Annotated in this window: 18 protein-coding genes and 1 riboswitch; of the genes, 12 read left to right on the top strand and 6 right to left on the bottom strand. The window is 62.9% G+C overall.

Going from position 1 to position 21,524, the window contains the following annotated elements; genetic code table 11:
• The first annotated feature begins 15 nt into the window (after positions 1–15).
• From APH33_RS26005 to APH33_RS25975, 7 genes are all read left to right on the top strand, one after another.
• Positions 16–852 (top strand): 23S rRNA (adenine(2030)-N(6))-methyltransferase RlmJ, encoded by an 837-nt coding sequence (locus APH33_RS26005; protein WP_054887909.1) that lies wholly within the window; start codon positions 16–18, stop codon positions 850–852.
• Between the two features lie 226 nt (positions 853–1,078).
• Positions 1,079–2,836, top strand: a complete 1,758-nt coding sequence (locus APH33_RS26000) for a carbamoyltransferase (protein ID WP_054887908.1) — start codon at positions 1,079–1,081, stop codon at positions 2,834–2,836.
• Positions 2,820–3,950, top strand: coding sequence for a glycosyltransferase (locus APH33_RS25995; RefSeq protein ID WP_054887907.1), 1,131 nt, complete (start codon positions 2,820–2,822; stop codon positions 3,948–3,950). The genes APH33_RS26000 and APH33_RS25995 overlap by 17 nt, the downstream gene beginning before the upstream one ends.
• Positions 3,950–4,846, top strand: coding sequence for an antimicrobial resistance protein Mig-14 (locus tag APH33_RS25990; protein ID WP_054887906.1), 897 nt, complete (start codon positions 3,950–3,952; stop codon positions 4,844–4,846). Before APH33_RS25995 ends, APH33_RS25990 begins: the two co-directional genes overlap by 1 nt.
• The gene (locus tag APH33_RS25985) at positions 4,843–6,246 is read left to right on the top strand and encodes a PIG-L deacetylase family protein (RefSeq protein WP_054887905.1); all 1,404 of its coding nucleotides are present in this window, start codon (positions 4,843–4,845) and stop codon (positions 6,244–6,246) included. Before APH33_RS25990 ends, APH33_RS25985 begins: the two co-directional genes overlap by 4 nt.
• Before the next feature lie 37 nt (positions 6,247–6,283).
• Positions 6,284–7,240, top strand: coding sequence for a glycosyltransferase (locus APH33_RS25980; protein WP_054887904.1), 957 nt, complete (start codon positions 6,284–6,286; stop codon positions 7,238–7,240).
• A 263-nt stretch (positions 7,241–7,503) separates the two neighbouring features.
• Positions 7,504–8,595 carry a glycosyltransferase gene (locus tag APH33_RS25975; RefSeq protein WP_054887903.1) on the top strand — a complete coding sequence of 364 codons (1,092 nt, stop codon included), beginning with the start codon at positions 7,504–7,506 and terminating at the stop codon, positions 8,593–8,595.
• 2 nt (positions 8,596–8,597) lie between these two features.
• Here the strand turns inward: APH33_RS25975 and APH33_RS25970 are convergent, their stop codons facing one another.
• Positions 8,598–9,203 (bottom strand): toluene tolerance protein, encoded by a 606-nt coding sequence (locus APH33_RS25970; RefSeq protein ID WP_054887902.1) that lies wholly within the window; start codon positions 9,201–9,203, stop codon positions 8,598–8,600.
• A 103-nt stretch (positions 9,204–9,306) separates the two neighbouring features.
• Between APH33_RS25970 and APH33_RS25965 the strand changes: the two genes are divergently transcribed.
• The 3 genes from APH33_RS25965 (at position 9,307) to hldE (ending at position 13,857) form a co-directional block, all read left to right on the top strand.
• Positions 9,307–10,482 carry an O-antigen ligase gene (locus tag APH33_RS25965; RefSeq protein ID WP_054887901.1) on the top strand — a complete coding sequence of 392 codons (1,176 nt, stop codon included), beginning with the start codon at positions 9,307–9,309 and terminating at the stop codon, positions 10,480–10,482.
• Positions 10,483–10,497: 15 nt separating this feature from the next.
• The gene (msbA, locus tag APH33_RS25960) at positions 10,498–12,306 is read left to right on the top strand and encodes a lipid A export permease/ATP-binding protein MsbA (RefSeq protein ID WP_054887900.1); all 1,809 of its coding nucleotides are present in this window, start codon (positions 10,498–10,500) and stop codon (positions 12,304–12,306) included.
• A gap of 129 nt (positions 12,307–12,435) precedes the next feature.
• Complete coding sequence (gene hldE, locus APH33_RS25955; protein WP_054887899.1) at positions 12,436–13,857, top strand: bifunctional D-glycero-beta-D-manno-heptose-7-phosphate kinase/D-glycero-beta-D-manno-heptose 1-phosphate adenylyltransferase HldE; 1,422 nt, start codon at positions 12,436–12,438, stop codon at positions 13,855–13,857.
• Between the two features lie 34 nt (positions 13,858–13,891).
• Here hldE and APH33_RS25950 read toward each other — a convergent pair whose 3' ends face one another.
• Genes APH33_RS25950 through APH33_RS25935 form a run of 4 tightly spaced genes read right to left on the bottom strand, consistent with a single transcriptional unit; the run spans position 13,892 to position 17,279 of the window.
• Positions 13,892–14,860: a hypothetical protein gene (locus APH33_RS25950; protein WP_054887898.1), complete on the bottom strand. Its 969-nt coding sequence runs from the start codon at positions 14,858–14,860 to the stop codon at positions 13,892–13,894.
• 55 nt (positions 14,861–14,915) lie between these two features.
• Complete coding sequence (locus APH33_RS25945; RefSeq protein ID WP_054887897.1) at positions 14,916–15,728, bottom strand: aldo/keto reductase; 813 nt, start codon at positions 15,726–15,728, stop codon at positions 14,916–14,918.
• Positions 15,725–16,900: an FAD-binding oxidoreductase gene (locus APH33_RS25940; RefSeq protein WP_054887896.1), complete on the bottom strand. Its 1,176-nt coding sequence runs from the start codon at positions 16,898–16,900 to the stop codon at positions 15,725–15,727. The genes APH33_RS25945 and APH33_RS25940 overlap by 4 nt, the downstream gene beginning before the upstream one ends.
• A 46-nt stretch (positions 16,901–16,946) precedes the next feature.
• Positions 16,947–17,279, bottom strand: a complete 333-nt coding sequence (locus APH33_RS25935; protein ID WP_054887895.1) for a multidrug efflux SMR transporter — start codon at positions 17,277–17,279, stop codon at positions 16,947–16,949.
• 87 nt (positions 17,280–17,366) lie between these two features.
• Here APH33_RS25935 and APH33_RS25930 point away from each other — a divergent pair, with 87 nt between their 5' ends.
• Together APH33_RS25930 and waaA are read left to right on the top strand one after the other, a co-directional pair.
• Positions 17,367–18,257, top strand: a complete 891-nt coding sequence (locus APH33_RS25930; protein ID WP_054887894.1) for a LysR family transcriptional regulator — start codon at positions 17,367–17,369, stop codon at positions 18,255–18,257.
• A gap of 11 nt (positions 18,258–18,268) precedes the next feature.
• Positions 18,269–19,540 (top strand): lipid IV(A) 3-deoxy-D-manno-octulosonic acid transferase, encoded by a 1,272-nt coding sequence (gene waaA, locus APH33_RS25925; protein WP_054887893.1) that lies wholly within the window; start codon positions 18,269–18,271, stop codon positions 19,538–19,540.
• A 152-nt stretch (positions 19,541–19,692) separates the two neighbouring features.
• On the opposite strand, the gene APH33_RS25920 is transcribed toward waaA, so the two are convergent.
• Entirely contained in the window at positions 19,693–21,126 is a 1,434-nt protein-coding gene (locus APH33_RS25920) for a TolC family outer membrane protein (protein ID WP_054887892.1), read from the bottom strand.
• Between the two features lie 161 nt (positions 21,127–21,287).
• A riboswitch (TPP riboswitch) is annotated at positions 21,288–21,394 on the top strand.
• Positions 21,395–21,524: the final 130 nt, after the last annotated feature.

Genomic DNA, 21,524 nt, shown 5'->3' with positions numbered 1-21,524 from the left:
CCCGCAGGAGTTGCCATGAACTATCGTCACGCCTTCCATGCCGGCAACCATGCCGACGTCCTCAAACATATCGTGCTGACCCGCCTGATCGCCCTGATGTCGCGCAAGGAGCAGCCGTTCGCCTACATCGACACCCATGCCGGCCTCGGTCTGTACGACTTGCGAGGCGATCAGGCCACCCGTACCGGCGAGTACCTGGAAGGCGTCGCCCGCCTGTGGAACCGGGATGACCTGCCGGCCATGGCCGCCGACTACCTGCGCATCATCAAGCGTCTGAATACCGACGGTGAGCTGCGCTACTACCCGGGTTCACCCGAGCTGGCCCGTCGCCTGATGCGCCAGCAGGATCGTGCTCTGCTCAATGAGAAGCATCCGGAAGACGGGCCGCTGCTCAAAGAGAACATGAAGAAAGACCCGCGAGTGGCCGTGCACCTGGGTGAAGGCTGGCATGTCCCGCGTGCCCTGCTGCCCGTGCAGGAGAAGCGCGCCATCATGCTGATCGACCCGCCGTTCGAGCAGGCAGACGAACTCAAGCGCTGCACCACCTCGATGAAGGAAGCGATCGGTCGCATGCGCCAGACCGTCGTGGCCATCTGGTATCCGATCAAGGACCAGCGCTCGCTGACCCGCTTCTACCAGGACCTAACCAGCACCGGCGCGCCAAAGCTGCTGCGGGTCGAGCTGTATGTGCATCATCAGGACAGTCCGCAGGGCCTCAACGGCTCGGGCCTGGCCATCGCCAACCCGCCTTGGGGGCTGGAAGAAGAACTGCGCGAATTGCTGCCGTGGCTGGCCAAGGAGCTGGCGCAGACGGCAGGCAGCTTCCGCATGGACTGGCTGATCGCCGAGTAACCAGGCGCTACAAGTCCCTTGTGGGAGCGGGCTCGTCGAGGCGTCGAACCGCCGCGAACACCGGCAAGGCCGGTGCCATGCACCGCGGCGCCTGCTTCGTGGCCAAGCCCGCTGCCACAGGTTAATGCAGTGTCTCCCTCATTGTTTGCGTTATAATCTCGCCCTTTAGCCGCCAGCCGCCCATGAGGCCGCTGGCGCATCTCTACCGAATGAAGAGGCTAATCCCTTGGCATTGACGATTCTTGGCCTGTCCGGCGCCCTTAGCCATGACCCTTCCGCGGCCCTGTACATTGACGGCAAGCTGGTTGCCGCCGCCGAAGAAGAGCGCTTCGTGCGTGACAAGCATGCGAAGAACCGCATGCCCTACGAGTCGGCGAAATTCTGCCTGGAACAAGCCGGCATCAAGCCGTCCGACGTTGACGTGGTGGCCATTCCGTTCGCCCCGATCAGCCTGTTCGGCAAGGCCCGCTGGCACTACGCCAAGCGCTACTGGTACGCCCCGGACCGTGCCCTCGACGCCATCCTGATGGGCAACCGCCGCTACAAGCGCTACCGCAAGAAGATCGTCTGGTGCCTGGAGCAGCTTGGCTTCGACCCGAAAAAGGTCAAGATCGAACCGGTCGAGCACCACCTGGCTCACGCCTCCAGTGCCTACCATTGCTCGGGCTTCAAGGAAAAGACCGCGATCCTCGGCATCGACGGCAAGGGTGAGTACGCCACCACCTTCTTCGGCTACGGCGAAAACGGCAAGATCCACAAGATCAAGGAGTTCTTCGATCCGGACTCGCTGGGTGGCCTGTATGGCGCGATCACCGAATTCCTCGGTTTCGAAATGCTCGACGGTGAATTCAAGGTCATGGGCATGGCGCCGTACGGCGACGCCAGCAAGTACGATTTCTCCCGCCTGGCCAGCTTCGAGAACGGCGAACTGGTGATCAATACCGAGTACGCCAACGTCATCGGCCTGCGCCGCTATAAAGAGAAGGGCAAGGGCTTCTACTTCTCGCCGAAGCTGATCGAATGGCTGGGGCCCAAGCGTGAAGGCGATATCGCCGACGAACCGTACATCCACTACGCGGCCAGCATGCAGGCGTTGTTCGAAAAGATCGCCCTGCAGATGATCGACCACTACCTGGGCGACACCCTGCGTGAAACCGGCAAGCTGGCCTTCGCCGGCGGCTGCGCGCTGAACGTCAAGCTCAACCAGAAGATCATTGCCCGTTCCGACGTCAAGGAACTGTTCGTCCAGCCGGCTTCCGGTGACGCGGGTACTGCTGTCGGTGCTGCTGCCTACGTTTCTCACGCCCGTGGCGTGCCGGTCGAGAAGATGGAGCACGTCTACCTCGGCCCTTCCTACTCCAACGAAGACGTGATCGCCGCCTGCGCCCGTCACCCGAACGCGCCGAAATGGCGCAAACTCGACGACATGCCGCAGCGTATCGCCAAGATCATGGTCGAGGGCAATCCGGTGGCCTGGTTCCAGGGCCGCATGGAGTTCGGCCCGCGTGCCCTGGGTGGTCGTTCGATCATCGGTTGCCCGAGCGTGCCGGGCGTGGCCGACCGCATCAACGAGCAGATCAAGTTCCGCGAACGCTGGAGACCTTTCTGCCCGTCGATGCTCGACACCGTCGCCCCGCAAATGATCAAGGTCGACCACCCGGCGCCGTTCATGACCTTCACCTTCGAAGTGGCTGAAGAGTGGAAGACCCGTGTGCCGGAAGTGGTCCACGAGGACGGCACCTCGCGTGCCCAGGTGCTCAAGCGTGAATACAATCCGCGCTACTACGACATGATGAAGGCGCTGGAAGACCTGACCGGCAACGGTGTTTCGCTGAACACCTCGCTGAACCGCCGTGGCGAGCCGATGATCTGCTCGCCGACCGACGCGCTGAACATGTTCTTCGGTTCGGACCTGCAGTACCTGATCATGGAAGACATCCTGGTCGTGAAGGACGGCGCTGCCGCCTATGACCAGCCGCTCTGAAGCGCGGGTCCTGCAGTTCTGCCATGGCTATGACGGGCCGTTCCTCGATTGTGCCCGTCAGTACGCCAGCCTGTTCCAGGGCAGCGGCTACAAGGTCACCACCGTGTTCCTCACCGGCGCCGCCGACCCGCAGGTTGCGGCTGGCTGCGCGTCGGACGAGGTGCTGTTTCTCGAATTCAGCTCCAAGGCCGTGCGTGGCCTGAAGCTCAGTGCAATACGCGCCCTGCGGCGTATCGCGGCCGAACGCAATTTCAGCTTCTGCATCGCTCACCGTTTCAAGCCGATCTATGTCGCGCTGCTGGCGACCGGCTTGCCGGTGATCGGTGTGCACCACGCGTTCGGCGATTATGAGCGCAAGGGCCGGCGTCTGTTCGCCAACCTGTTCAGCAAGCGCCTGAGCTTGCTGGGCGTGTCGGATGCGGTGCGTGACGACATGCGCCGTTGCTTGCCGCAGTGGCCGGCCGAACGTATCCAGACCTTATACAACCGTATCGATATCGACGCCCTGCAGGCCGCCCTGGTATGTCGTGCCGAGGCGCGCCAGGCATTGGGCCTGCATGCCCAGGCATGGGTGGTCGGCAATGTCGGTCGTCTGCACCCGGACAAGGATCAGGCGACTTTGCTGCGTGGCTTTGCCGAGGCGCTGCCGGGCCTGCCGGCCGGTGCTCGCCTGGCTATTCTTGGCAAGGGCCGCCTGGAGGCCAAGCTCAAGGCACAGGCTGCCGAACTGGGGATTGCCGCGCAGGTTGACTTCCTTGGTCAGGTGCCGGATGCCCGTCGCTATTTCCAGGCCTTCGACGTGTTTGCGCTGAGCTCCGACCATGAGCCGTTCGGCATGGTCCTGCTCGAAGCCATGGTCGCTGGCGTACCAGTATTGGCAACGGCCTGCGGCGGTGCGCGCGAAGTCGTGGAAGGTGTTGGTGTACTGTTCCCACTGGCCGACGCCGGGCAACTGGCGCAGGGCCTCAAGCACATGGCCGCGCTGGATGAACAGCAGCGTGAAACCTGCGCTGCGCACATGATGCGGCGGCTGCATGAGCGGTTTTCCGATCAGGCCGTGCGCGAGGCGTTCTGGCAGTTGCCACAGGTTCGTGCGCTGGCGGGGAAGGCGTGATGCTCAATCATATCCGGGCCTTCCGCGAGCGCGGGTGGCAGGCCATCGATGCACCTGCCTACGCCGAGGCGTGGGCGCGATTCGGTGGCAGCGTCGCGACGCACCCATTGGTGGTCGAGCAGTTGGCGGATCTGGCTCAGATCCCGGTGCGTTACCTGGGCTGGTACCAGGCAGATGAATTGAAAGCTGCCATCCCGACCTGGGGGCGGCACCTGGCGTTGTCCAAGGACGTGCTCAAGCGTGCCGGCAAGAAGGCCCTGTTCGATCTTGGCAATGCCGAGATCATCCTGCCGGCGGCGGCTGATGCCGGCGCGCCGTTGCGCCATGGCGCACGCTACCTGTCCGAACTGAACCAGGGCCGTTTCAGCGGCCTCAAGGTGCAGAAAGAGCAGCTGGCCATGGCCCGCCCCCATGAAGACCTGTCGAAGAAGTTCCGCTACAACCAGCGCCGCGAATTGCGCCTGCTGGAAGAAGCGGGCGGGGTGGTGCGAGCGATCAGCGACTTCAGCGCGCAGCAGATCGCAGCCATGTACTGCGAGCTGTTCCTGCGCCGCTGGGGCTTCCCGGCCACCGGTGCCGAGCGCATGGCCGAAGTGCTGGAGCGCCTGCGCGAGCTGCTGATCGGCTCGGTGCTGATGCTCGACGACAAACCCATTGCCATCCAGCTGGTGTATCGCGTTGAAGCGCCTGAGTGGATCAGCGTCGAATACATCAACGGTGGTGTCGATCCCGAAACCAAGGCTTTCAGCCCCGGTAGCGTGCTGAGCTTCCTCAACACCCAGGCGGCCTGGGAAGATGCCAATGCGCGCAACAAGCCCCTGCGCTTCTCGTTCGGCCGAGCCGACCGGGAGTACAAGGATCGGTGGTGCAACCCTGTGCCGGTATTCCAGTCGTGAGCCGCAAGCAGCAGTTGCTCAAGCGCCATCGGCGCAACAAACGCCTGGGCTTGCTGGCCAGTCTGGTTGTGCTGCTGGCGCTGGGTATCGTCACGTGGTGGTGGCTGCCGCTGTTGCTGCTGCCTTTGCTCTGGGGCGCGCACGAAGCCTGGTTCGCCGACCACCTGTTCTATGCGCCTGGCGAAGATTACGCCTACCGCTTCGGCGAGCTGAGCCAGGAAGCGCCGGTCGTGCTGCGCGACGGGCTGCTCAAGGTGGACGCGACGTTGCAGGGTGACGAAACCCTGATGCTTGAAGTGCGGGTGAAGAGTGGTTGGCTGGGGCGCTTCCTCGATCCACGGGTCGAGTTGTACGGCAGCGAATGCATGGATCGGCAAACCTTCGAGCGTGGTGTCGATGGGTTGCGTTTCCTCAACCTCACCGGGCTGGCGGCCCCGCTGCAGGCGGGCACGCTGCGTCTGCGTGGGCGCTTTTGCCAGTTGCAGGGGGAACCACGCCTGTGGATAACCCCCGGCGTCGAGTTGCAGCGCCGCCGCGTGATGGTCATCGCGCCGCATGCCGATGATGCCGAGCTGGCGGCTTATGGCTTGTACAGCCAGGCGGACGAAACCTGGGTGGTGACCCTGACTGCAGGTGAGATCGAAGCCGAGCACTATCAGCAGATGGGCCTGGGCAAGTCGGAGGCTGCGCGCTTGAAGGGGCGCCTGCGCGCCTGGGACAGCATCGCCGTACCGCGCTGGGCCGGTGTACCCGAGTCCCGTTGCGTGCAGTTGGGGTATTTCTGCCTGCAGCTGCCCGCCATGCAAGCTGCGCCTGATCAGCCTGCTGCGTCCCGTGAAGCGGACATGGCCGATATCCGCCCGTTCCGCCAGTTCAACCCGTTCCCGCTACCGGCCGACCGCGATGGTGCGCCAACCTGGCAGAACCTGCTGGACGACCTGCGGGCCCTGCTGGAGATGGCCAGGCCTGAAGTACTGGTCATGCCCCATCCGCAACTTGACCCCCACCCCGACCATATCTGCGCCCAGGCGGCCGTCATGGAGGCCCTGCAGGGCCTCGACTGGCAGCCGCAGACGCTGCTGTGTTACGCCAACCATCTGCATGACAACGACCGCTGGCCAATGGGCGACAGTGGCGATGGCGTGGCCTTGCCGCCGCAACTGAGTGCCGAGCAGGCCTGGGCGCCATGTGCCTTGCTGCTGGATATCGCTACCCAGCGCGACAAGGCCATGGCCTTGGGCATGATGCACGACCTGCAGCCGCCTGCACCGTTCAAGCGTCGTTTGCGCCGCTTGCTGCAGCGCTGGCTGGCCGGGCGCCGGCCGTCGCCTTACGGGGAGAACGAGTTCTTCCGCAAGGCCGTGCGCCGGCATGAATTGTTCTGGCGGCGTGAGCTGTAAACCTGACCGCGAAGGCGCAGAGCGCCCAAGGAAAGCAATGAAAGTCCTATTTCTGGTACAGAAGGAACAGCGCGCGATCCTCGATCGCCTGTACGATGGCGTCGCGGCCAACTGTGAATGCGATCTGCGCTGGCTGACCAGCGAAGACCAGCGCAACCTGCGCCGTTACTTCAAGCGTGAGGTGCAGGTCGAGCGCTATGACCGTATCGTCTTCTTCCTGCGCTTCAAGCAAGAGATCCGCCAGGCGGCCTTCATCCGCACGGTGCCAAACCTGGTCATTCTCGAACACGACGCCTACCAGAACTACATCCCTTGCAAGTACACCGGCAAGTTCAGCGCGCATTACCGCAAGATGCCGTGGGCGCGCGTGATCAGCTCGGGCTACACGGTCAGCGAGCGTCTGCGTCAGGAGGGCTTCGACGCGGTGTTCGTGCCCAAGGGCTACGATGAACAACTGCTGGCCGACCAGGGCCGTGAGCGCGATATCGAACTGGCATTCGTCGGCAGCACCAACAGTGTCGCTTACAGCGGGCGCAAGGCGCTGCTGGATGAGCTGGGGCAGGTAGAAAACCTGGTAGTGACCCGTACCAAGTCGGGCGAGGATTACTGCAACACGCTCAACCGTATCCAGTACTTCGTCAGCGCCGACGTGGGCATGGGCGAGTACATGATCAAGAACTTCGAAGCCATGGCTTGCGGCTGTGTGCTGCTGGCCTACGACCAGGGCGAAGCAGAGAATCGCGCGTTAGGGTTGCAGGACATGGTCAATGTCGTGTTCTACGACAACATACCGACCTTGCAGGCAAAGTTGCGCACATTGCGCGAAAACCCTGCGCTGGCACAGCAGATTGCCGAAAATGGTCGCGAGTTGGCAGTGTCGCGTTTCAGTTTCGCGGCAGTGGGGCGCAGTATCGTCGAGCATATGCGCCCGGCGCTCAGGCCTCAGCCGCCGCTGACTGCATGGCAGCGCTTGCGCCTGAAACTCGGCTTCTGACCATCTGCCTCTGCGATGACAGCGTTGGCTATAGGTTTCATGTTGATTCCGGGCACTAACCTGTGTTGCCAGGGTCATCCAAGGGGCAGCACTGCTGTCCAGCATTTCCAGCCTATGCTGGTAAAGGGCGCTTATCCGACGTCATGTCGGGTAGGACCGGCATTGACGCTGGTCATGGGTGCCCTTGTCTGCATGGGAAATCCGATTCCTGTAATTGAGGTTGCAGTCCCACCTGGCCTGGACGGGAGAGGGGCGCTATCCCCATGAATATCGTCAATATGATGTGGGCAGGCGGTTCGCCGTACATGTCCATCCACAAGGTCCACCAGCAGGTGCTGTCGCACGCAGGGGCCGATGCTTCCATCAGTAACTGGTTGTTACTCGGAGGCGAGCTGTGTCACGGCCGCGGCCCCACCCGCGTGTGGCACATACCGCAACGTGTGCTGAAGGGAAAAAGCCTTTGGCGTCTATTGCTGCCCTGGCAGCGCCTGCGTCTGCGCAGGGCGCTGCAACAAGCCCGTGCTGACGTCATCCTGCTCGATGGCGTAGGGGTCGCACGCTTGGTGCTACCGGTTTTGCAGCAGGTCCCTGGAATACGGGTCAAAGTGCTGTTCCATGGCAGTACCCGGCTGACTGCCAGCGATGTGCGTTTGTTGAACCAGTTGCCGCCAGAGCGTCTTAGCATCGCAGCAGTCTCGCAGACTTTGGCGCGCTCGCTTGAGCAGGACATTGGTCGTCCTGTGCAGGCGCTACGCATGGCATTCGACCCGCAAGCCTTCGCCAGGCCGCTACTCAGTCGTGAACAGGCTCGCCAGGCGCTGGCATTACCCAAAGCCACCGGTCAGGTGCTCGGAGCCGTGGGCCGGCTGGTCGAAAGTAAAGGCTTCGCGATGCTCATCGAGGCATTCGCCAAGGGGGCCGCCAACCGCCCAGACATGCGCTTGGCGATTGTCGGTGATGGTCCTCTGCGCGCCAGTCTGGCGGCGCAAATTGATGCGCTGGGGCTGACCGGGCGGGTGATGTTGTGCGGCCACCATGATGATTTGCAGCAACTCTACCGGGCGTTTGACTGGCTGTTGGTGCCGTCGCGTGCCGAGGGCTTGGGCCTTGTGGTGCAAGAAGCCGTAATGGCGGATCTACCGGTGATTTGCAGCGACCTGCCAGTGTTTCGTGAGCAGTTGCGCGAAGCGGGCTTGTATCTGCCGGTTGGCGACGTTGAAGCTTGGTCCCAGGCAATCGAACGCTGCGATGCCCCCAGCGCTCAGGCCATGGCCGCTCGTCAGCGCGAGGCACTGGCGCCCGAGGCGGCATGGCAGGCGTTCTGTGACGGGGCGCAGAAGCTGCTGCGTGGTTGAAGTCAGCGCGCTAGCAGAGCCGCCTCGAAGTCGGCGAGCGGGAATTGGTCACCCAGGTTTTCCCTCTCGATGTAACGCACCATGTGTTGCACATTGCGCCTGATCATTCGTGCAGAGAGTGGCGGGCGCAGGAAGCGCATGTCTGCCACATCGATCAGGCCGAGATGTTGATCAGGCGTTACGACTACATTACCCAGGTGCAGCGAGCGGAAGTACACGCCATTGCGGTGCAGTTGGCGGATCAGTTCGATCAGCCGGGGCAGGTAGGTGGCCCAGCTGAACTCGGCGTCACGCGATAGTTGCAGCAGTGTGCGCCCTGGCAGAGGGCGATACAGCACTGCTGTTCTGCCTGGGACATCGAGCTTGTGCTGGCTGATCACTTCGAGCGTGGGGATCCCGAGTTGTCGCAGGCGAGCGGCATTGTCGACAAAGCGCTGCGAGTACGGTCGAAGCAACGCAGATGAAATTAGACGCTTCCTACGAAAAACCTTAAGGAAGTTTCCATCCCTGAGCAGGTAAACTTTGGCGCCATGGCTATCTGCCTCTAGCACCTGGGCTCCAAGTATCAGCTGATCGAAGTCGACCTGGGAGAGGCGGGAGCACTGCATGTATAAGGCCTTGTCGTCTGGCAAGCGAAAATGACTGGCAATAATGCCGAAAATAAAGCTGTTGCACCATGTCTGGTGTCATTTGCGTTACCGGGGAGTATGGATGTTGTATCAGAAGAACTGGGCCAGGGCCTGGTTGGCATTTGGGTTGATCTGGTTCCTGGCGGCCATTGCCTTGGCTCCCAGCAACAAGCTGTATCAGCAAGGCATGATCTTGTTCATGTGGCTGCCCACGTTGGTAGTGGCATGGTCGGCGAGACGTATTCTGGTTGATGCCTGGCGGCATCAGCCCGCGCTGTGGGGGGCGTTGGCGCTGTTGTTGATCTGGGGCGCGCTGAGCATGGCCTGGTCAAATAATGAACAATTCTGGCGCGAAGGCAAGCGGCTGCTTTACATTCTGGTGTTCTTGCTGGCGTTCCCGATCATAGGGCAGTTGGGGACGGACCGTATTCGCCAGTTGTTACGGATAGGGGCTGCATTGCTGGCGATTGCCGCGCTGATCTCGATTGTTAGGTTCTACGGTGTCCAGGGCATGCCGCTGGTTGATCGCCTGGAAGGTATCGGCGAGATTTCGCACCCGATCCTTGGCGCCTATGTTGTCGGCATCGCGGCTTTGCTGCTGCTGTACGATCTTCCAAGGCAGCCTGCCTTGCGCCTGGGCTGGATATTGGCGCTGGCCTGCCTGGCCGCATTTGTCGCCTTGAGCCAGAGCCGTGGCGCGGTACTGGCACTGATCATCCCTGTGATCCTGGCACCCCTGTGGTTCCGTGACAGGCACAGCCAGCTCATGGCGCTGCTCGCAGTGGTCAGCACCGGACTGGCTTTCTACGTCGCCTACGACCTCATCGCCTTGCGTGGCTCGTCCTTCCGTCCCGAAATTTTCCGCGCAACGTTGCACATGATCAGTGAGCACCCATGGGGCGGGTTGGGGCTGGGTGCTTATTACAAGGTAGAAGCCGCGGGTTTGCAGTTCGATCACACCCATAACATGTTCACCCATGTTGCGGTTGAGCTCGGGTTGCCCGGGATGCTGCTGTGGATTGCCGTGTGGCTGTTCACCCTCGGCGAGATCGTTCGAGCGCGCGGCACGATCTTTGGCAAGATTCTGCTCAGCCTCTGGATCTACTCGACCATGGCCATGCAGTTCGACGCCGCCAGCCTCACCACGACGCCCCGTGCAGAATGGTTCGTCAGCTGGCTGCCAGTTGGCCTGGTCATGCTACTGCCATGGGTACGTGCCGAAAATGACGCCTGTGGTAAAATTTCCGGTTCAACCTGAACAGCGAGCTCGATGATGGCCGAAACACCGCTACCGGCGGAGCACAGCTCCAGTCTGAAGATCTACTTCCGGCTGCTGAGCTACGTGAAACCCTATGTCGGCATTTTCCTGCTGAGCATTGTCGGTTTTGTGATCTTTGCTTCGACCCAGCCCATGCTGGCCGGGATTCTCAAGTATTTCGTCGACGGGCTGAGCAACCCGGAAGCGGTATTGTTCCCCAATGTCCCCTACCTGCGCGACCTGCAGCTGCTGCAGGCGGTTCCGCTGCTGATCATCCTGATCGCTGCGTGGCAAGGCCTGGGCTCGTTCCTGGGTAACTACTTTCTGGCCAAGGTTTCCCTGTGCCTGGTGCACGACCTGCGCGTAGAACTGTTCAACAAGCTGCTGGTGCTGCCCAATCGCTACTTCGACAACCACAACTCAGGCCACCTGATTTCGCGGATCACCTTCAACGTGACCATGGTTACCGGTGCTGCCACCGATGCGATCAAGGTGGTCATTCGTGAAGGCCTGACGGTGGTATTCCTGTTTGGCTACCTGCTGTGGATGAACTGGCACCTGACCCTGGTGATGGTCGCCATCCTGCCGGTGATCGCGGTGATGGTCAGCGTCGCCAGCAAGAAATTCCGCAAGCAGAGCAAGAAAATCCAGACTGCCATGGGCGACGTGACGCATGTCGCGTCCGAAACCATCCAGGGTTACCGCGTGGTGCGCAGCTTCGGCGGTGAAGCCTACGAGCGGCAGCGCTTCGGCAATGCCAGCCAGAGCAACACCGACAAGCAGCTGCACATGACCAAGACCGGCTCGTTGTACACGCCGCTGCTGCAGTTGGTGATCTACAGCGCCATGGCAGCATTGATGTTTCTGGTGCTGTTCCTGCGCGGTGAGTCCACCGCCGGTGACCTGGTGGCCTACATCACGGCGGCGGGACTGTTGCCCAAGCCCATTCGCCAGCTGTCGGAAGTCAGCTCGACCATCCAGAAGGGCCTGGCTGGAGCAGAGAGCATCTTCGAGCAGCTGGACGAGCAGCCGGAGATCGACACTGGCACCGTCGAGAAGGAGCGTGTGGAGGGACGGCTTGAAGTGCGTAACCTGAGCTTCACCTATCCTGGCACCGAGCGCGAGGTGTTGAGCGACATCAGCTTCGTCGCCGAGCCTGGGCAGATGATCGCGCTGGTCGGGCGTTCGGGTAGCGGCAAGTCGACGCTGGCGGCGCTGATACCGCGTTTCTATCATCATGACCAAGGGCAGATCTTGCTCGATGGCGTGGAGATCGAGAACTATCGCCTGCGCAACCTGCGTCGCCATGTGTCCCAGGTGACCCAGCACGTCACCCTGTTCAACGACACCGTGGCCAACAACATCGCCTATGGCGACCTGGCTGGCGCCCCGCGTGCCGATATCGAAGCGGCTGCCGCAGATGCCTATGCCAAGGAATTCGTCGACCGACTGCCAAAAGGCTTCGATACCGAAGTCGGTGAAAACGGCGTGCTGCTCTCCGGTGGCCAGCGTCAGCGCCTGGCGATTGCCCGGGCTCTGTTGAAGAACGCCCCGCTGCTGATCCTCGACGAAGCCACGTCGGCGCTGGATACCGAGTCCGAGCGGCATATCCAGGCCGCCCTGGACCACGTCATGGAAGGCAGGACCACGCTGGTGATCGCCCACCGCCTATCGACCATCGAGAAGGCCGATCAGATCCTGGTGATGGACCAGGGGCGCCTGGTCGAGCGCGGTACCCATTCCGAATTGCTCGCGGCCAATGGTCATTATGCCCGTCTGCATGCCATGGGCCTGGATGAGCCGGCCAAGGCCGATATCACCTGACCCGCCTTGATCGGGGCCGTATCGGCCCCGATTGTCACGGGAATTTTCCAGGGTGCATCTGGCCGTAAAGCCGTCGACTACCCTGTGCTAATATCCTGCCCCTGTTCATTATTTCCATATGGGTTGCCCATGAAGTTGTCCATGCCGCGTTTCGATCAAGCCCCGGTACTGGTGGTCGGCGATGTCATGCTCGACCGCTACTGGCATGGCGGTACTTCGCGTATCTCGCCTGAAGCGCCAGTGCCGGTGGTCAAGGTCGATCAGATCGAGGATCGCCCCGGCGGCGCGGCCAACGTTGCCTTGAACATCGCCGCCCTCGGCGCACCTGCCTCACTGATCGGTGTCACCGGCCAGGATGAGGCCGCCGACAGCCTGGCCAACAGCCTGCAGGCCGCTGGCGTGCGTTCGGTGTTCCAGCGCATCGCGCATCAGCCGACCATCGTCAAGCTGCGGGTCATGAGCCGTCACCAGCAACTGCTACGCATCGATTTCGAAGAGCCGTTCGCCACCGACCCACTGTCGCTTGGTGCGGAAGTCGACACGTTGCTCGAAGGCGTCAAGGTCCTGGTCCTGTCCGACTACGGCAAGGGTGCGCTGAAGAACCACCAGAGCCTGATCCAGGCCGCTCGAGCCAAGGGCATTCCCGTGCTGGCCGACCCCAAGGGCAAGGATTTTTCCATCTACCGAGGCGCCAGCCTGATCACTCCGAACCTCAGCGAATTCGAGACCATTGTCGGCCGCTGCGCCGATGAGGCCGAACTGGTCGCCAAAGGCCTGCAGTTGCTTCAGGACCTGGACCTTGGTGCGCTGCTGGTGACCCGTGGCGAGCATGGCATGACCCTGCTGCGCAGCGGCCAGCCGGCGCTGCACCTGCCTGCCCGCGCTCGTGAAGTGTTCGATGTGACCGGTGCCGGCGATACCGTCATCTCGACCCTGGCGGCTGCCATTGCCGCAGGTGAAGACCTGCCCCACGCGGTGGCCCTGGCCAACCTGGCTGCTGGCATCGTGGTCGGCAAGCTGGGTACCGCCGCAATCAGTGCCCCGGAACTGCGCCGGGCGATCCAGCGTGAGGAGGGCTCCGAGCGAGGCGTGTTGGGCCTGGAGCAACTGCTGCTGGCCATCGACGATGCGCGGGCGCACAAAGAGAAGATCGTCTTCACCAACGGCTGCTTCGACATTCTGCACGCCGGGCATGTCACCTACCTGGAGCAGGCGCGTGCACAGGGTGATCGCCTGATCGTCGCCGTCAACGACGATGCGTCGGTCAGCCGCCTGAAGGGGCCGGGCCGTCCGATCAACAGCGTTGACCGGCGCATGGCCGTGCTCGCCGGCCTGGGGGCGGTGGACTGGGTGATCAGCTTCCCTGAAGGCACGCCGGAAAACCTGCTGAGTCAGGTCAAGCCGGATGTGCTGGTCAAGGGCGGTGACTACGGCATCGACCAGGTGGTGGGTGCCGATATCGTCAAAGGTTATGGCGGCACCGTGAAGGTGCTGGGGCTGGTCGAAAACAGCTCGACCACGGCCATCGTCGAGAAGATCCGCAAGAACTGATTGACCATCTGGGGCCGCAAAGCGGCCCCAGATGTTACTTGTGAAGTGAAGTGCGGGCCCGCTCCAGCAGTGCTCGTGCCTTGTCGCCAAAGCGCTGCAGAGGCGAAGCCGGCGCCACCTTGCGCTCGACCAGCCCCTGCTGCTTCACCCAGTCCCTCCAGCGAATCCGCTCGTCGGCCACCACCCAGCCGTCCTGCCGGGCAAAGCTCTCGGCAAGGTACAGCCCGCGGGTACTCGCCGGCACAAGCTCATCCTTCTTGAGTGTGTAAAGCTCTGCCAACGGTTGACCATCCTGTACCGGCATCAGGTACAGATCCGGTCGCTTGCGGTTGAGCCGTGCCACCAGTTGGTCGCCTTCCAGGCGCTCATCGACATGGAACAGGCTGAGTGTCTTGGCCTCCCTTGGCACCTGCAGGCGCATATCGTAGATCAGCTGCAGTGAGGCCGTTGGCAGGTGCACATAGGCCCGCGGCCGTTCCAGCAACATCAGGTTGCCGCAGTGCACCGGGCGGGCAGCCCCTGATTCCGGCATCAGTACGAACGGCAAGGCTTCACGGTAATGCAGTGCGGCGGCGTAGGGGGCGGGCAGCCAGGTGTCGTTGAAACGCCCGCTCAGCCAGCCTTCCGGGGTTTCCAGCAGGCATTCTTCAGCGACCTCCTGAACTGCGGTGTGCAGCGGCAGGTTGAGTTCCTGAGCGGGGACATAGCCGGAAATCAGTTTAAGGACCACATCCCCGCGGTCCTGGCGGCGCTGCCTCACCAGTACCCAGTAGTCACGGTTCTGCCAGTGCAGGGTCAGGCGTACCGAAACGCCCAGGTTGGCCAGTTCGACGACGAAGCGCTGCTTGTCGGCAAGCTGGATGGCGCGCCGCCGTTGCTGGGTCTGGGCGAAGTTCAGCGGCATACCGATGCTCTGGTAGACCAGGCCTTCGGGGGTGGCTTCGACATGCAGTGGCAGTGTCTTGAAGTTGCTCGGGTTCTTGCGGATCAGCGTACGCGCCACGAGGCTCCTCCTTGCGTCGGGTCATTCTCCAGGCCCAGCTTGGCAGAGTGAAAACTCAATGCTGGCCCAGGATGCGGGCGACGGTGGCCACGTTGTGGGCCAGGTGCAACGGATTGATGGTGCCGACGATAGCACTGCTCACGCCCGGGTGGGCGAACAGTAGCTCGAAGCTGGCTTGCACCGGATCGACCCCCGGTGCAAGGCAGATGTGCCCGCTGGCCAGTGCCTTCTTTACCAGAATGGCTTTGCCGTGTTCGGCAGCGTAGTCCAGCACCGGGCGCTCTGCCTGCTCGTTGAGGTTGTAGGTGACCATGGCGCAATCGCCTTGCTCCAGTGCCTTCAAGCCACCGGCGACCGTCTTGCCGGAGAGGCCATAGCCGAGAATCTTGCCTTCCTGCTTGAGCGCGGCCAGGGTCTGGTAGACCTCTTGCTGCTCGAGGATTTCCAGATCATTGCCATCGGAGTGCACCAGCACCAGTTCGATGCGGTCAGTTTCCAGCCGGCGCAAGCTGCGCTCCACCGAGCGGCGGGTGTGGGCGGCGCTGAAGTCGAAGCTGGACTGACCCTCCTCGAACTCCTCTCCCACCTTGCTGACAATCACCCATTCATCGCGCTGGCCGCGTAGCAACGGCCCCAGGCGCTCTTCACTGCGGCCATAGGCCGGCGCAGTGTCGATCAGGTTGATACCCAGCTCGCGAGCCTGGGCCAGCAGCATTCGCGCTTCGTCATCGCCGGGGATGGTGAAGCCAGTGGGGTATTTGACGCCCTGGTCTCGGCCCAGCTTGACCGTGCCCAGGCCCAATGGCGAAACCGTGAGGCCGCTGCTGCCCAGTGGGCGGTGCAAGCCATGCAAGGTAGGCAAGGTCATGGCAGCAGTTGCTCCCAGGCTGGTAGGCCCAGCGCCGGGCGCGGCAGGCCGGAAAGGTCGGCCTGCGCTGCCGGGCGCACGCCATCGCGGTCGAGGCTGGCCAGTACGCGGTCACTGAAGTCTGGTGCCAGTGCCAGTTTGGTCGGCCAGCCCACCAGCAGGCGTTGCTGTTCGGCAAGGAAGGCGTTGTCGGGGCGGACCAGGCCGGACTGCGCCGGCTCGGCGCGATCAACGCGCAGGGTCGCCCAGCGCACCTGGCTCTGATCGACCCATGGCAGCAGGCTGGCGATTTCCTTCTGCGCTGCGGCAATCTGCGCGGCAGGCTCGCGGGCCACACCGTCGGCTTCGGCGAGATCGCCGCCGAGGTACCAGACCCACTGGCCGTCGGCGGCCGGGTGGGTGGTGACGGTTACACGCGGTTTTGGCCCACCGCCCAGGCAGTGTGCATACAGCGGCTTGAGGTTTGGCCCTTTGGCCAGGACCATGTGCAACGGCCGGGTCTGCATGGCGGGTTGCTCCAGGCCCAGCGCATGCAGCAGCTGTTCGGTGCCGGCGCCGGCGCTGAGGACGATGCGCTGGGCGCGGATTTCGCGGCCGTCGATGCGCAGGCCAGTTAGCTGTTCGCCCTCGCGCAGCGGTTCGATCCGTTCGCCAGCGAGCAGGCTGTCGCCGGCCAGTTCGGCCAGGTTCGCCAGCAGGCTCGGCACGTCGATCACCAGCTCTGCCAGGCGGTAGACCTTGCCCTTGAAGCCACGATCCTGCAGGGCCGGCGGCAATTGCTCGCCTTTTACCTGATCGACCCGGCCACGCACCGCCTTGCTGGCAAAGAAGCTGGTCAGGTTGCCGGCCAGGGTGCCAGGCGACCACAGGTAATGCGCGTCGGAAAGCAGGCGGGTGCCGGTCAGGTCCAGTTCGCCGCTGCCGTTGATCGCTTCGCGCCAGCGCCGCGGCATGTCGGCGATGGCTTCCGAGGCACCGGTCAGGGCGCCATGCAGGGCGTACTTGGTACCACCGTGGATGATGCCCTGGGACTTGATGGTCTGCTCGCCACCGAGGCTGGCGCGCTCCACCAGCACTGTCGAGTAACCCAGGCGACGCAGGCGGGCATTGAGCCAGAGGCCTGCGACCCCGGCGCCGACGATCAGTACGTCAGTGGAAATGGCGGATGGCATGGCGGTACCTCGAAGACTGGGACAGCTGGCAAGTATACAGGCTGCCTCAGTGCCCGGCAGTTTTGGAAAACAGCTGAATCACAACCACGCCGCCCACGATCATGGCCATGCCCAGCATCGCCGGTACATCCAGCTTCTGCCCATAGACCACCAGCGCCGCAACGCTGATCAGCACGATGCCAAGGCCCGACCAGATCGCGTAGGCGATACCTACCGGGATGCTGCGCACCACCAGGGTCAGCATCCAGAACGCGATCCCGTAGCCCACCACCATCAGCAGCAGCGGCAACGGCGTGCTCAGCCCCTTGACCGCCTTCATGGAGGCAGTGGCGATGACTTCGGCGCAGATGGCGATGGCGAGATAGGTATAGGCATTCATGACGGGCTCCTCCGGTAACTGGCTCGGCATTCTAGCGATTGCCCGGATGCGGTAAAGTCATTACCTATCCGAATTGGAGATAGGTTGATGGCCGAACAATGGAACCTTGAACAACTGCGCATTTTCCTGCGGGTCGCAGAGTTGCGCTCGTTTTCCGCCGTGGCCCGCGAGCAGCGCAAGGCACAGTCGGCCATCAGCAATGCGATTGCCCTGCTTGAAACCGACCTCGGTGTCACGCTGTTCGAACGCAGCAGCGGACGCCAACCCAGACTGACTGAAAACGGTACGGCGTTGCTCGAAGATGCCCGTGAGCTCTTGCGCCAGTGCGAACGCCTGGATGGTCGTGCCCTGGCATTGATGCGCGGCCAGGAGGCCTTGTTGCGGGTGGCTCAGGACGAAGCGATGCCTTACCAGCCAGTGATCGACAGCCTTGACGAACTGGCTAGCCGTTATCCTTATCTGGAGGTGCAACTGGCCAGTGGTGCCCAGGGGGATGTAGCGCGAAAGCTGGCCGAGCGACGCGCCGACCTGGGGTTGTTCTTCCACCATGAAAGCATCCCGGCAGCTTTGGAGCGCCGAGCTTTGGGCAGTGTGGAAATGGTGACGGTCTGTGCAGTTGATCATCCGCTTGCACATGAAGGGCGGGTCACTCGCCAGCAGCTGGCCCGCCACCGGCAATTGCTGATCACCCCACAGCAGAGTGGCTATCCTGGCGGCGAGGCAATCAGCCCGCAGGTCTGGCGCGCCGACAGCTTCTACGCCATGGCTGAGCTGCTGATGCGTGGCCTGGGCTGGGCGTGGCTGCCGCGGCATGTGGTGCAATACCCGACCTACCAGGCGCACATGGTCGAGCTCGACAGCGAATGGCGCCCGCCTGCACTGGTGGCGGAGCTGGCCTGGCGCCGCGATGAACCGCTGGGGCCGGCCGCGCAATGGTTGGCCGAGCGCTTTGCAGTGCACTTGCGTGCGATCGGGTAAACTCCGCGGCCATGAACAGAACACTCTATACCTTGCTGTTTCATCTGGGCCTGCCGCTGGTGGCGCTGCGCCTGTACCTGCGTGCTCGCAAGGCCCCGGCCTACGGCCAGCGCATCGGCGAGCGCTTTGCCTGTAGCCTGCCGGCCATGCGTCAGGGAGGGATCTGGGTGCATGCGGTGTCGGTCGGCGAAAGCATTGCCGCCGCACCGATGGTGCGTGCGCTGCTCAAGGCCTACCCGGACCTGCCGATCACGCTCACCTGCATGACCCCGACCGGCTCCGAGCGCATTCGCGCGATGTTCGCCGACGAGCCGCGCATCCAGCATTGCTACCTGCCTTACGACCTGCCATGGGCGGCCGGGCGATTTCTTGATCATGTGCGCCCGCGGCTGGGCATCATCATGGAAACCGAACTGTGGCCCAACCATATCCACCAATGCGCCAGGCGCGGCATTCCGGTGGCCCTGGCCAATGCCCGGCTGTCCGAGCGCTCGGCCCGTGGCTACGGGCGCTTTGCCAAGCTGACCCGGCCAATGCTGGGTGAGATGAGCCTGATCGCCGTGCAGACCGAAACCGAGGCCCAACGCTTCCGTGAGCTGGGCGCGCGGCCCGACTGCGTGCAGGTGACCGGCTCGATCAAGTTCGACCTGAAGCTCGATGAGCACTTGCAGCCCCGTGCCAAGGCACTTCGCGAACAGTGGGGCGCCGACCAGCGCCCGGTGTGGATCGCTGCCAGCACCCATGAGGGTGAGGATGCCTTGATCCTGCAGGCGCACCGGCAGCTGCTGCAGGTGCATGGTGATGCGCTGCTGATCCTGGTGCCGCGTCATCCTGAGCGGTTCGATGCCGTGCATGCCCTGTGCGCCGAGCACTTCGCCACGGTGCGCCGCGCTGCCGGCACGCCGGTGGATGCGCGAACGCAGGTGCTGCTGGGCGACACCATGGGTGAGTTGCTGTTTCTCTATGCCCTGGCCGACATCGCCTTTGTCGGCGGCAGCCTGGTGGCCACGGGCGGCCATAACCCGCTGGAGCCTGCGGCATTGGCATTGCCGGTGCTCATGGGGCCACATGTGTTCAACTTCCTTGAAATCAGCGCGATGTTGCGCGAGGCGGGGGCGTTGCAGCAGGTTGATGATGCCGACGGGCTGGCCGAGGCGGTGCGTCGCTTGATCGAGTTGCCCCAGGATGCGCAGCGCATGGGCGAGGCGGGCAGGGCGGTGATGCGGGCCAACCAGGGCGCCTTGCAGCGCTTGCTGGATGGGCTGGGCAAGCTCATCCGCTGAAAGCCAGCTTGCTCGGATCCTGTGGGAGCGGCCTTGTGTCGCGAAAGGGCCGCAAAGCGGCCCCAGGATGTCAGCGTAAAAGCACAAATTGCCGGGGCTGCTTTGCAGCCCTTTCGCGACACAAGGCCGCTCCCACAGGGCGGGTGTCTATCTCAAGGCCTGCGCTCGAAGTTTTTCGCAGCGGCTGCCGCCAGGTCCGGTGGCAGGAAGTCCTTGTCCGGGTTGTAGTCCGGTTTCAGGTACTGCTTGAGGTCCTGCAGGTCCTGCGGGCTCAAGGTCCCAGCCGCCTGTTTCAGGCTCAGGTTGTCGAGGATGTAGTCATAGCGGCTGTTGTTGTAGTCGCGTACCGAGGTGTACAGCTGGCGCTGGGCGTCGAGCACGTCGACGATGTTGCGGGTGCCGACCTGGTAGCCGATTTCGGTGGCTTCCAGGGCGCTCTGGTTGGAGATGATCGACTGCTTGCGCGCCTGCACCTGCTCCACATCGGTGTTCACCGCGCGGTGCAGGTTACGGGTGTTCTCCACCACCTGGCGGCGCAGGCTTTCCCGTTGCTGTTCGCTCTGGCTGAGGCGCTGGTAGGCCTCGCGTACCTGCGAACTGGTAAGGCCACCGCTGTAGATCGGGATGTTCAACTGCAGGCCGACGCTGGTCTGCTCCACATCACCACTGTAGCGCTGGCCGAACGGCGACGGGTTGGTGAAGCCCAGGCTATCGTTGTCGCCTTTTTCGTACTTGGCCACCGCATCGAGGGTCGGCGCATGGCCGGCTTTGCGCTGGCGCAGGGTTTCTTCGGCGGCGGCAACCGCGTAGTTGGTGGCCAGCAGGTTGAGGTTCTGGCGCCCGGCGGTTTCCACCCAGGCCTTGGCGTCGTTGGGGGTCGGCACCTTCACCGGTAGCGTGTGGACCACACCCTGGATGGAGGTGTATTCGCGGTTGGTCAGGGTGACCAGGGCCTCGAAAGCATCCTGCACTTGGCGTTCGGCAATGATCCGGTTGGCCCGGGCGGTATCGTAGCTGGCCTGGGATTGCAGCACGTCGGTCTTGTCGGACAGGCCGACGTCGAACCGTTCGTTGGACTGGTCCAACTGGCGCTTGAAGGCGGCTTCTTCAGCTTTGGTCGCCGCCAGGTTGTCCTGGGCGCGCAGCACGGAGAAGTAGTCCTGCGCAGTTTGCAGGATCAGGTTCTGCTCGGTAGCCGACAGTTGCAGCGCCGCCTGCTCGTTGACCGCTTCGGCAGCCTGCAGCTGGAACCAGCGATCCGCGCGGAAGATCGGTTGCGCGAGGGTCGCGCTCCAGGTGTTGCCACTGCGGTTGGTGGTGGCTGATGGGTGGTCGATCTTGGTGCGGGCATTCATCATCTCGGCGCCGGCCGAGAGGTTTGGCAGCAGGCCGGCACGCGCCTGCGGTACCACTTCTTTCTGAGCGCCATAATCGGCACGGGCGGCAGCAAGATCGGCGTTGTTATCTACCGCTTCCTGGTAAACGCTGACCAGATCGGTCCTTACCGTCATGGGCATGTCTGCTGCCCAGACCACTCCGTTGGACGCACAAGACACGGCTATCGCCAGTGAAAGTTTGCGCAGCATAGAGGCAATCCTTGTACGAAATTTAATTACTGAACTGTTGAGTATCGAGCGACGGGCCAGTGTAGTGCCATGCGCATCCGCCAACAATCACAGGTTGCGCCTTTCATCTGCCCTGCGTTTTACCCGCTTGGCTTTGCCGACCACTCCAGTCTAGACTGCGCATGTTCTTGTCGGGGTGCCTTGAAGCAAAGGCTGAGATCGCAGAGGTGCGGATCCCGTTGAACCTGATCAGGTTAGCGCCTGCGTAGGGAACAAGATTGCTCGCCTTCCCGGGGAGCCTCTTGTGCCAGGTCCGGGAATGTCGCAGCTGCACGCAGCTTCAGGCACCCCCATCCGGCACTGCACCCGTCCCAGGGTGCGTCCACGTCTTTCAGGTTCACCCCGACATTCCCCTGCTA

This window comes from Pseudomonas sp. NBRC 111130 (assembly GCF_001320485.1).
Taxonomy (GTDB): domain Bacteria; phylum Pseudomonadota; class Gammaproteobacteria; order Pseudomonadales; family Pseudomonadaceae; genus Aquipseudomonas; species Aquipseudomonas vlassakiae.
This window is presented reverse-complemented; position numbering and strand designations above follow the sequence as displayed.

Bases quoted from the DNA above. Each gene is read 5' to 3' on its own strand.
- APH33_RS25975 (WP_054887903.1), top strand. From the start codon at position 7,504: ATGAATATCGTCAATATGATGTGGGCAGGCGGTTCGCCGTACATGTCC.
- APH33_RS25930 (WP_054887894.1), top strand. From the start codon at position 17,367: ATGGCCGAACAATGGAACCTTGAACAACTGCGCATTTTCCTGCGGGTC.
- msbA (WP_054887900.1), top strand. From the start codon at position 10,498: ATGGCCGAAACACCGCTACCGGCGGAGCACAGCTCCAGTCTGAAGATC.
- APH33_RS25990 (WP_054887906.1), top strand. From the start codon at position 3,950: ATGCTCAATCATATCCGGGCCTTCCGCGAGCGCGGGTGGCAGGCCATC.
- hldE (WP_054887899.1), top strand. From the start codon at position 12,436: ATGAAGTTGTCCATGCCGCGTTTCGATCAAGCCCCGGTACTGGTGGTC.
- APH33_RS25995 (WP_054887907.1), top strand. From the start codon at position 2,820: ATGACCAGCCGCTCTGAAGCGCGGGTCCTGCAGTTCTGCCATGGCTAT.
- APH33_RS25935 (WP_054887895.1), bottom strand. From the start codon at position 17,279: ATGAATGCCTATACCTATCTCGCCATCGCCATCTGCGCCGAAGTCATC.
- APH33_RS25965 (WP_054887901.1), top strand. From the start codon at position 9,307: ATGTTGTATCAGAAGAACTGGGCCAGGGCCTGGTTGGCATTTGGGTTG.
- APH33_RS25940 (WP_054887896.1), bottom strand. From the start codon at position 16,900: ATGCCATCCGCCATTTCCACTGACGTACTGATCGTCGGCGCCGGGGTC.
- APH33_RS25945 (WP_054887897.1), bottom strand. From the start codon at position 15,728: ATGACCTTGCCTACCTTGCATGGCTTGCACCGCCCACTGGGCAGCAGC.
- APH33_RS26005 (WP_054887909.1), top strand. From the start codon at position 16: ATGAACTATCGTCACGCCTTCCATGCCGGCAACCATGCCGACGTCCTC.
- APH33_RS25920 (WP_054887892.1), bottom strand. From the start codon at position 21,126: ATGCTGCGCAAACTTTCACTGGCGATAGCCGTGTCTTGTGCGTCCAAC.
- APH33_RS25980 (WP_054887904.1), top strand. From the start codon at position 6,284: ATGAAAGTCCTATTTCTGGTACAGAAGGAACAGCGCGCGATCCTCGAT.
- waaA (WP_054887893.1), top strand. From the start codon at position 18,269: ATGAACAGAACACTCTATACCTTGCTGTTTCATCTGGGCCTGCCGCTG.
- APH33_RS25970 (WP_054887902.1), bottom strand. From the start codon at position 9,203: ATGCAGTGCTCCCGCCTCTCCCAGGTCGACTTCGATCAGCTGATACTT.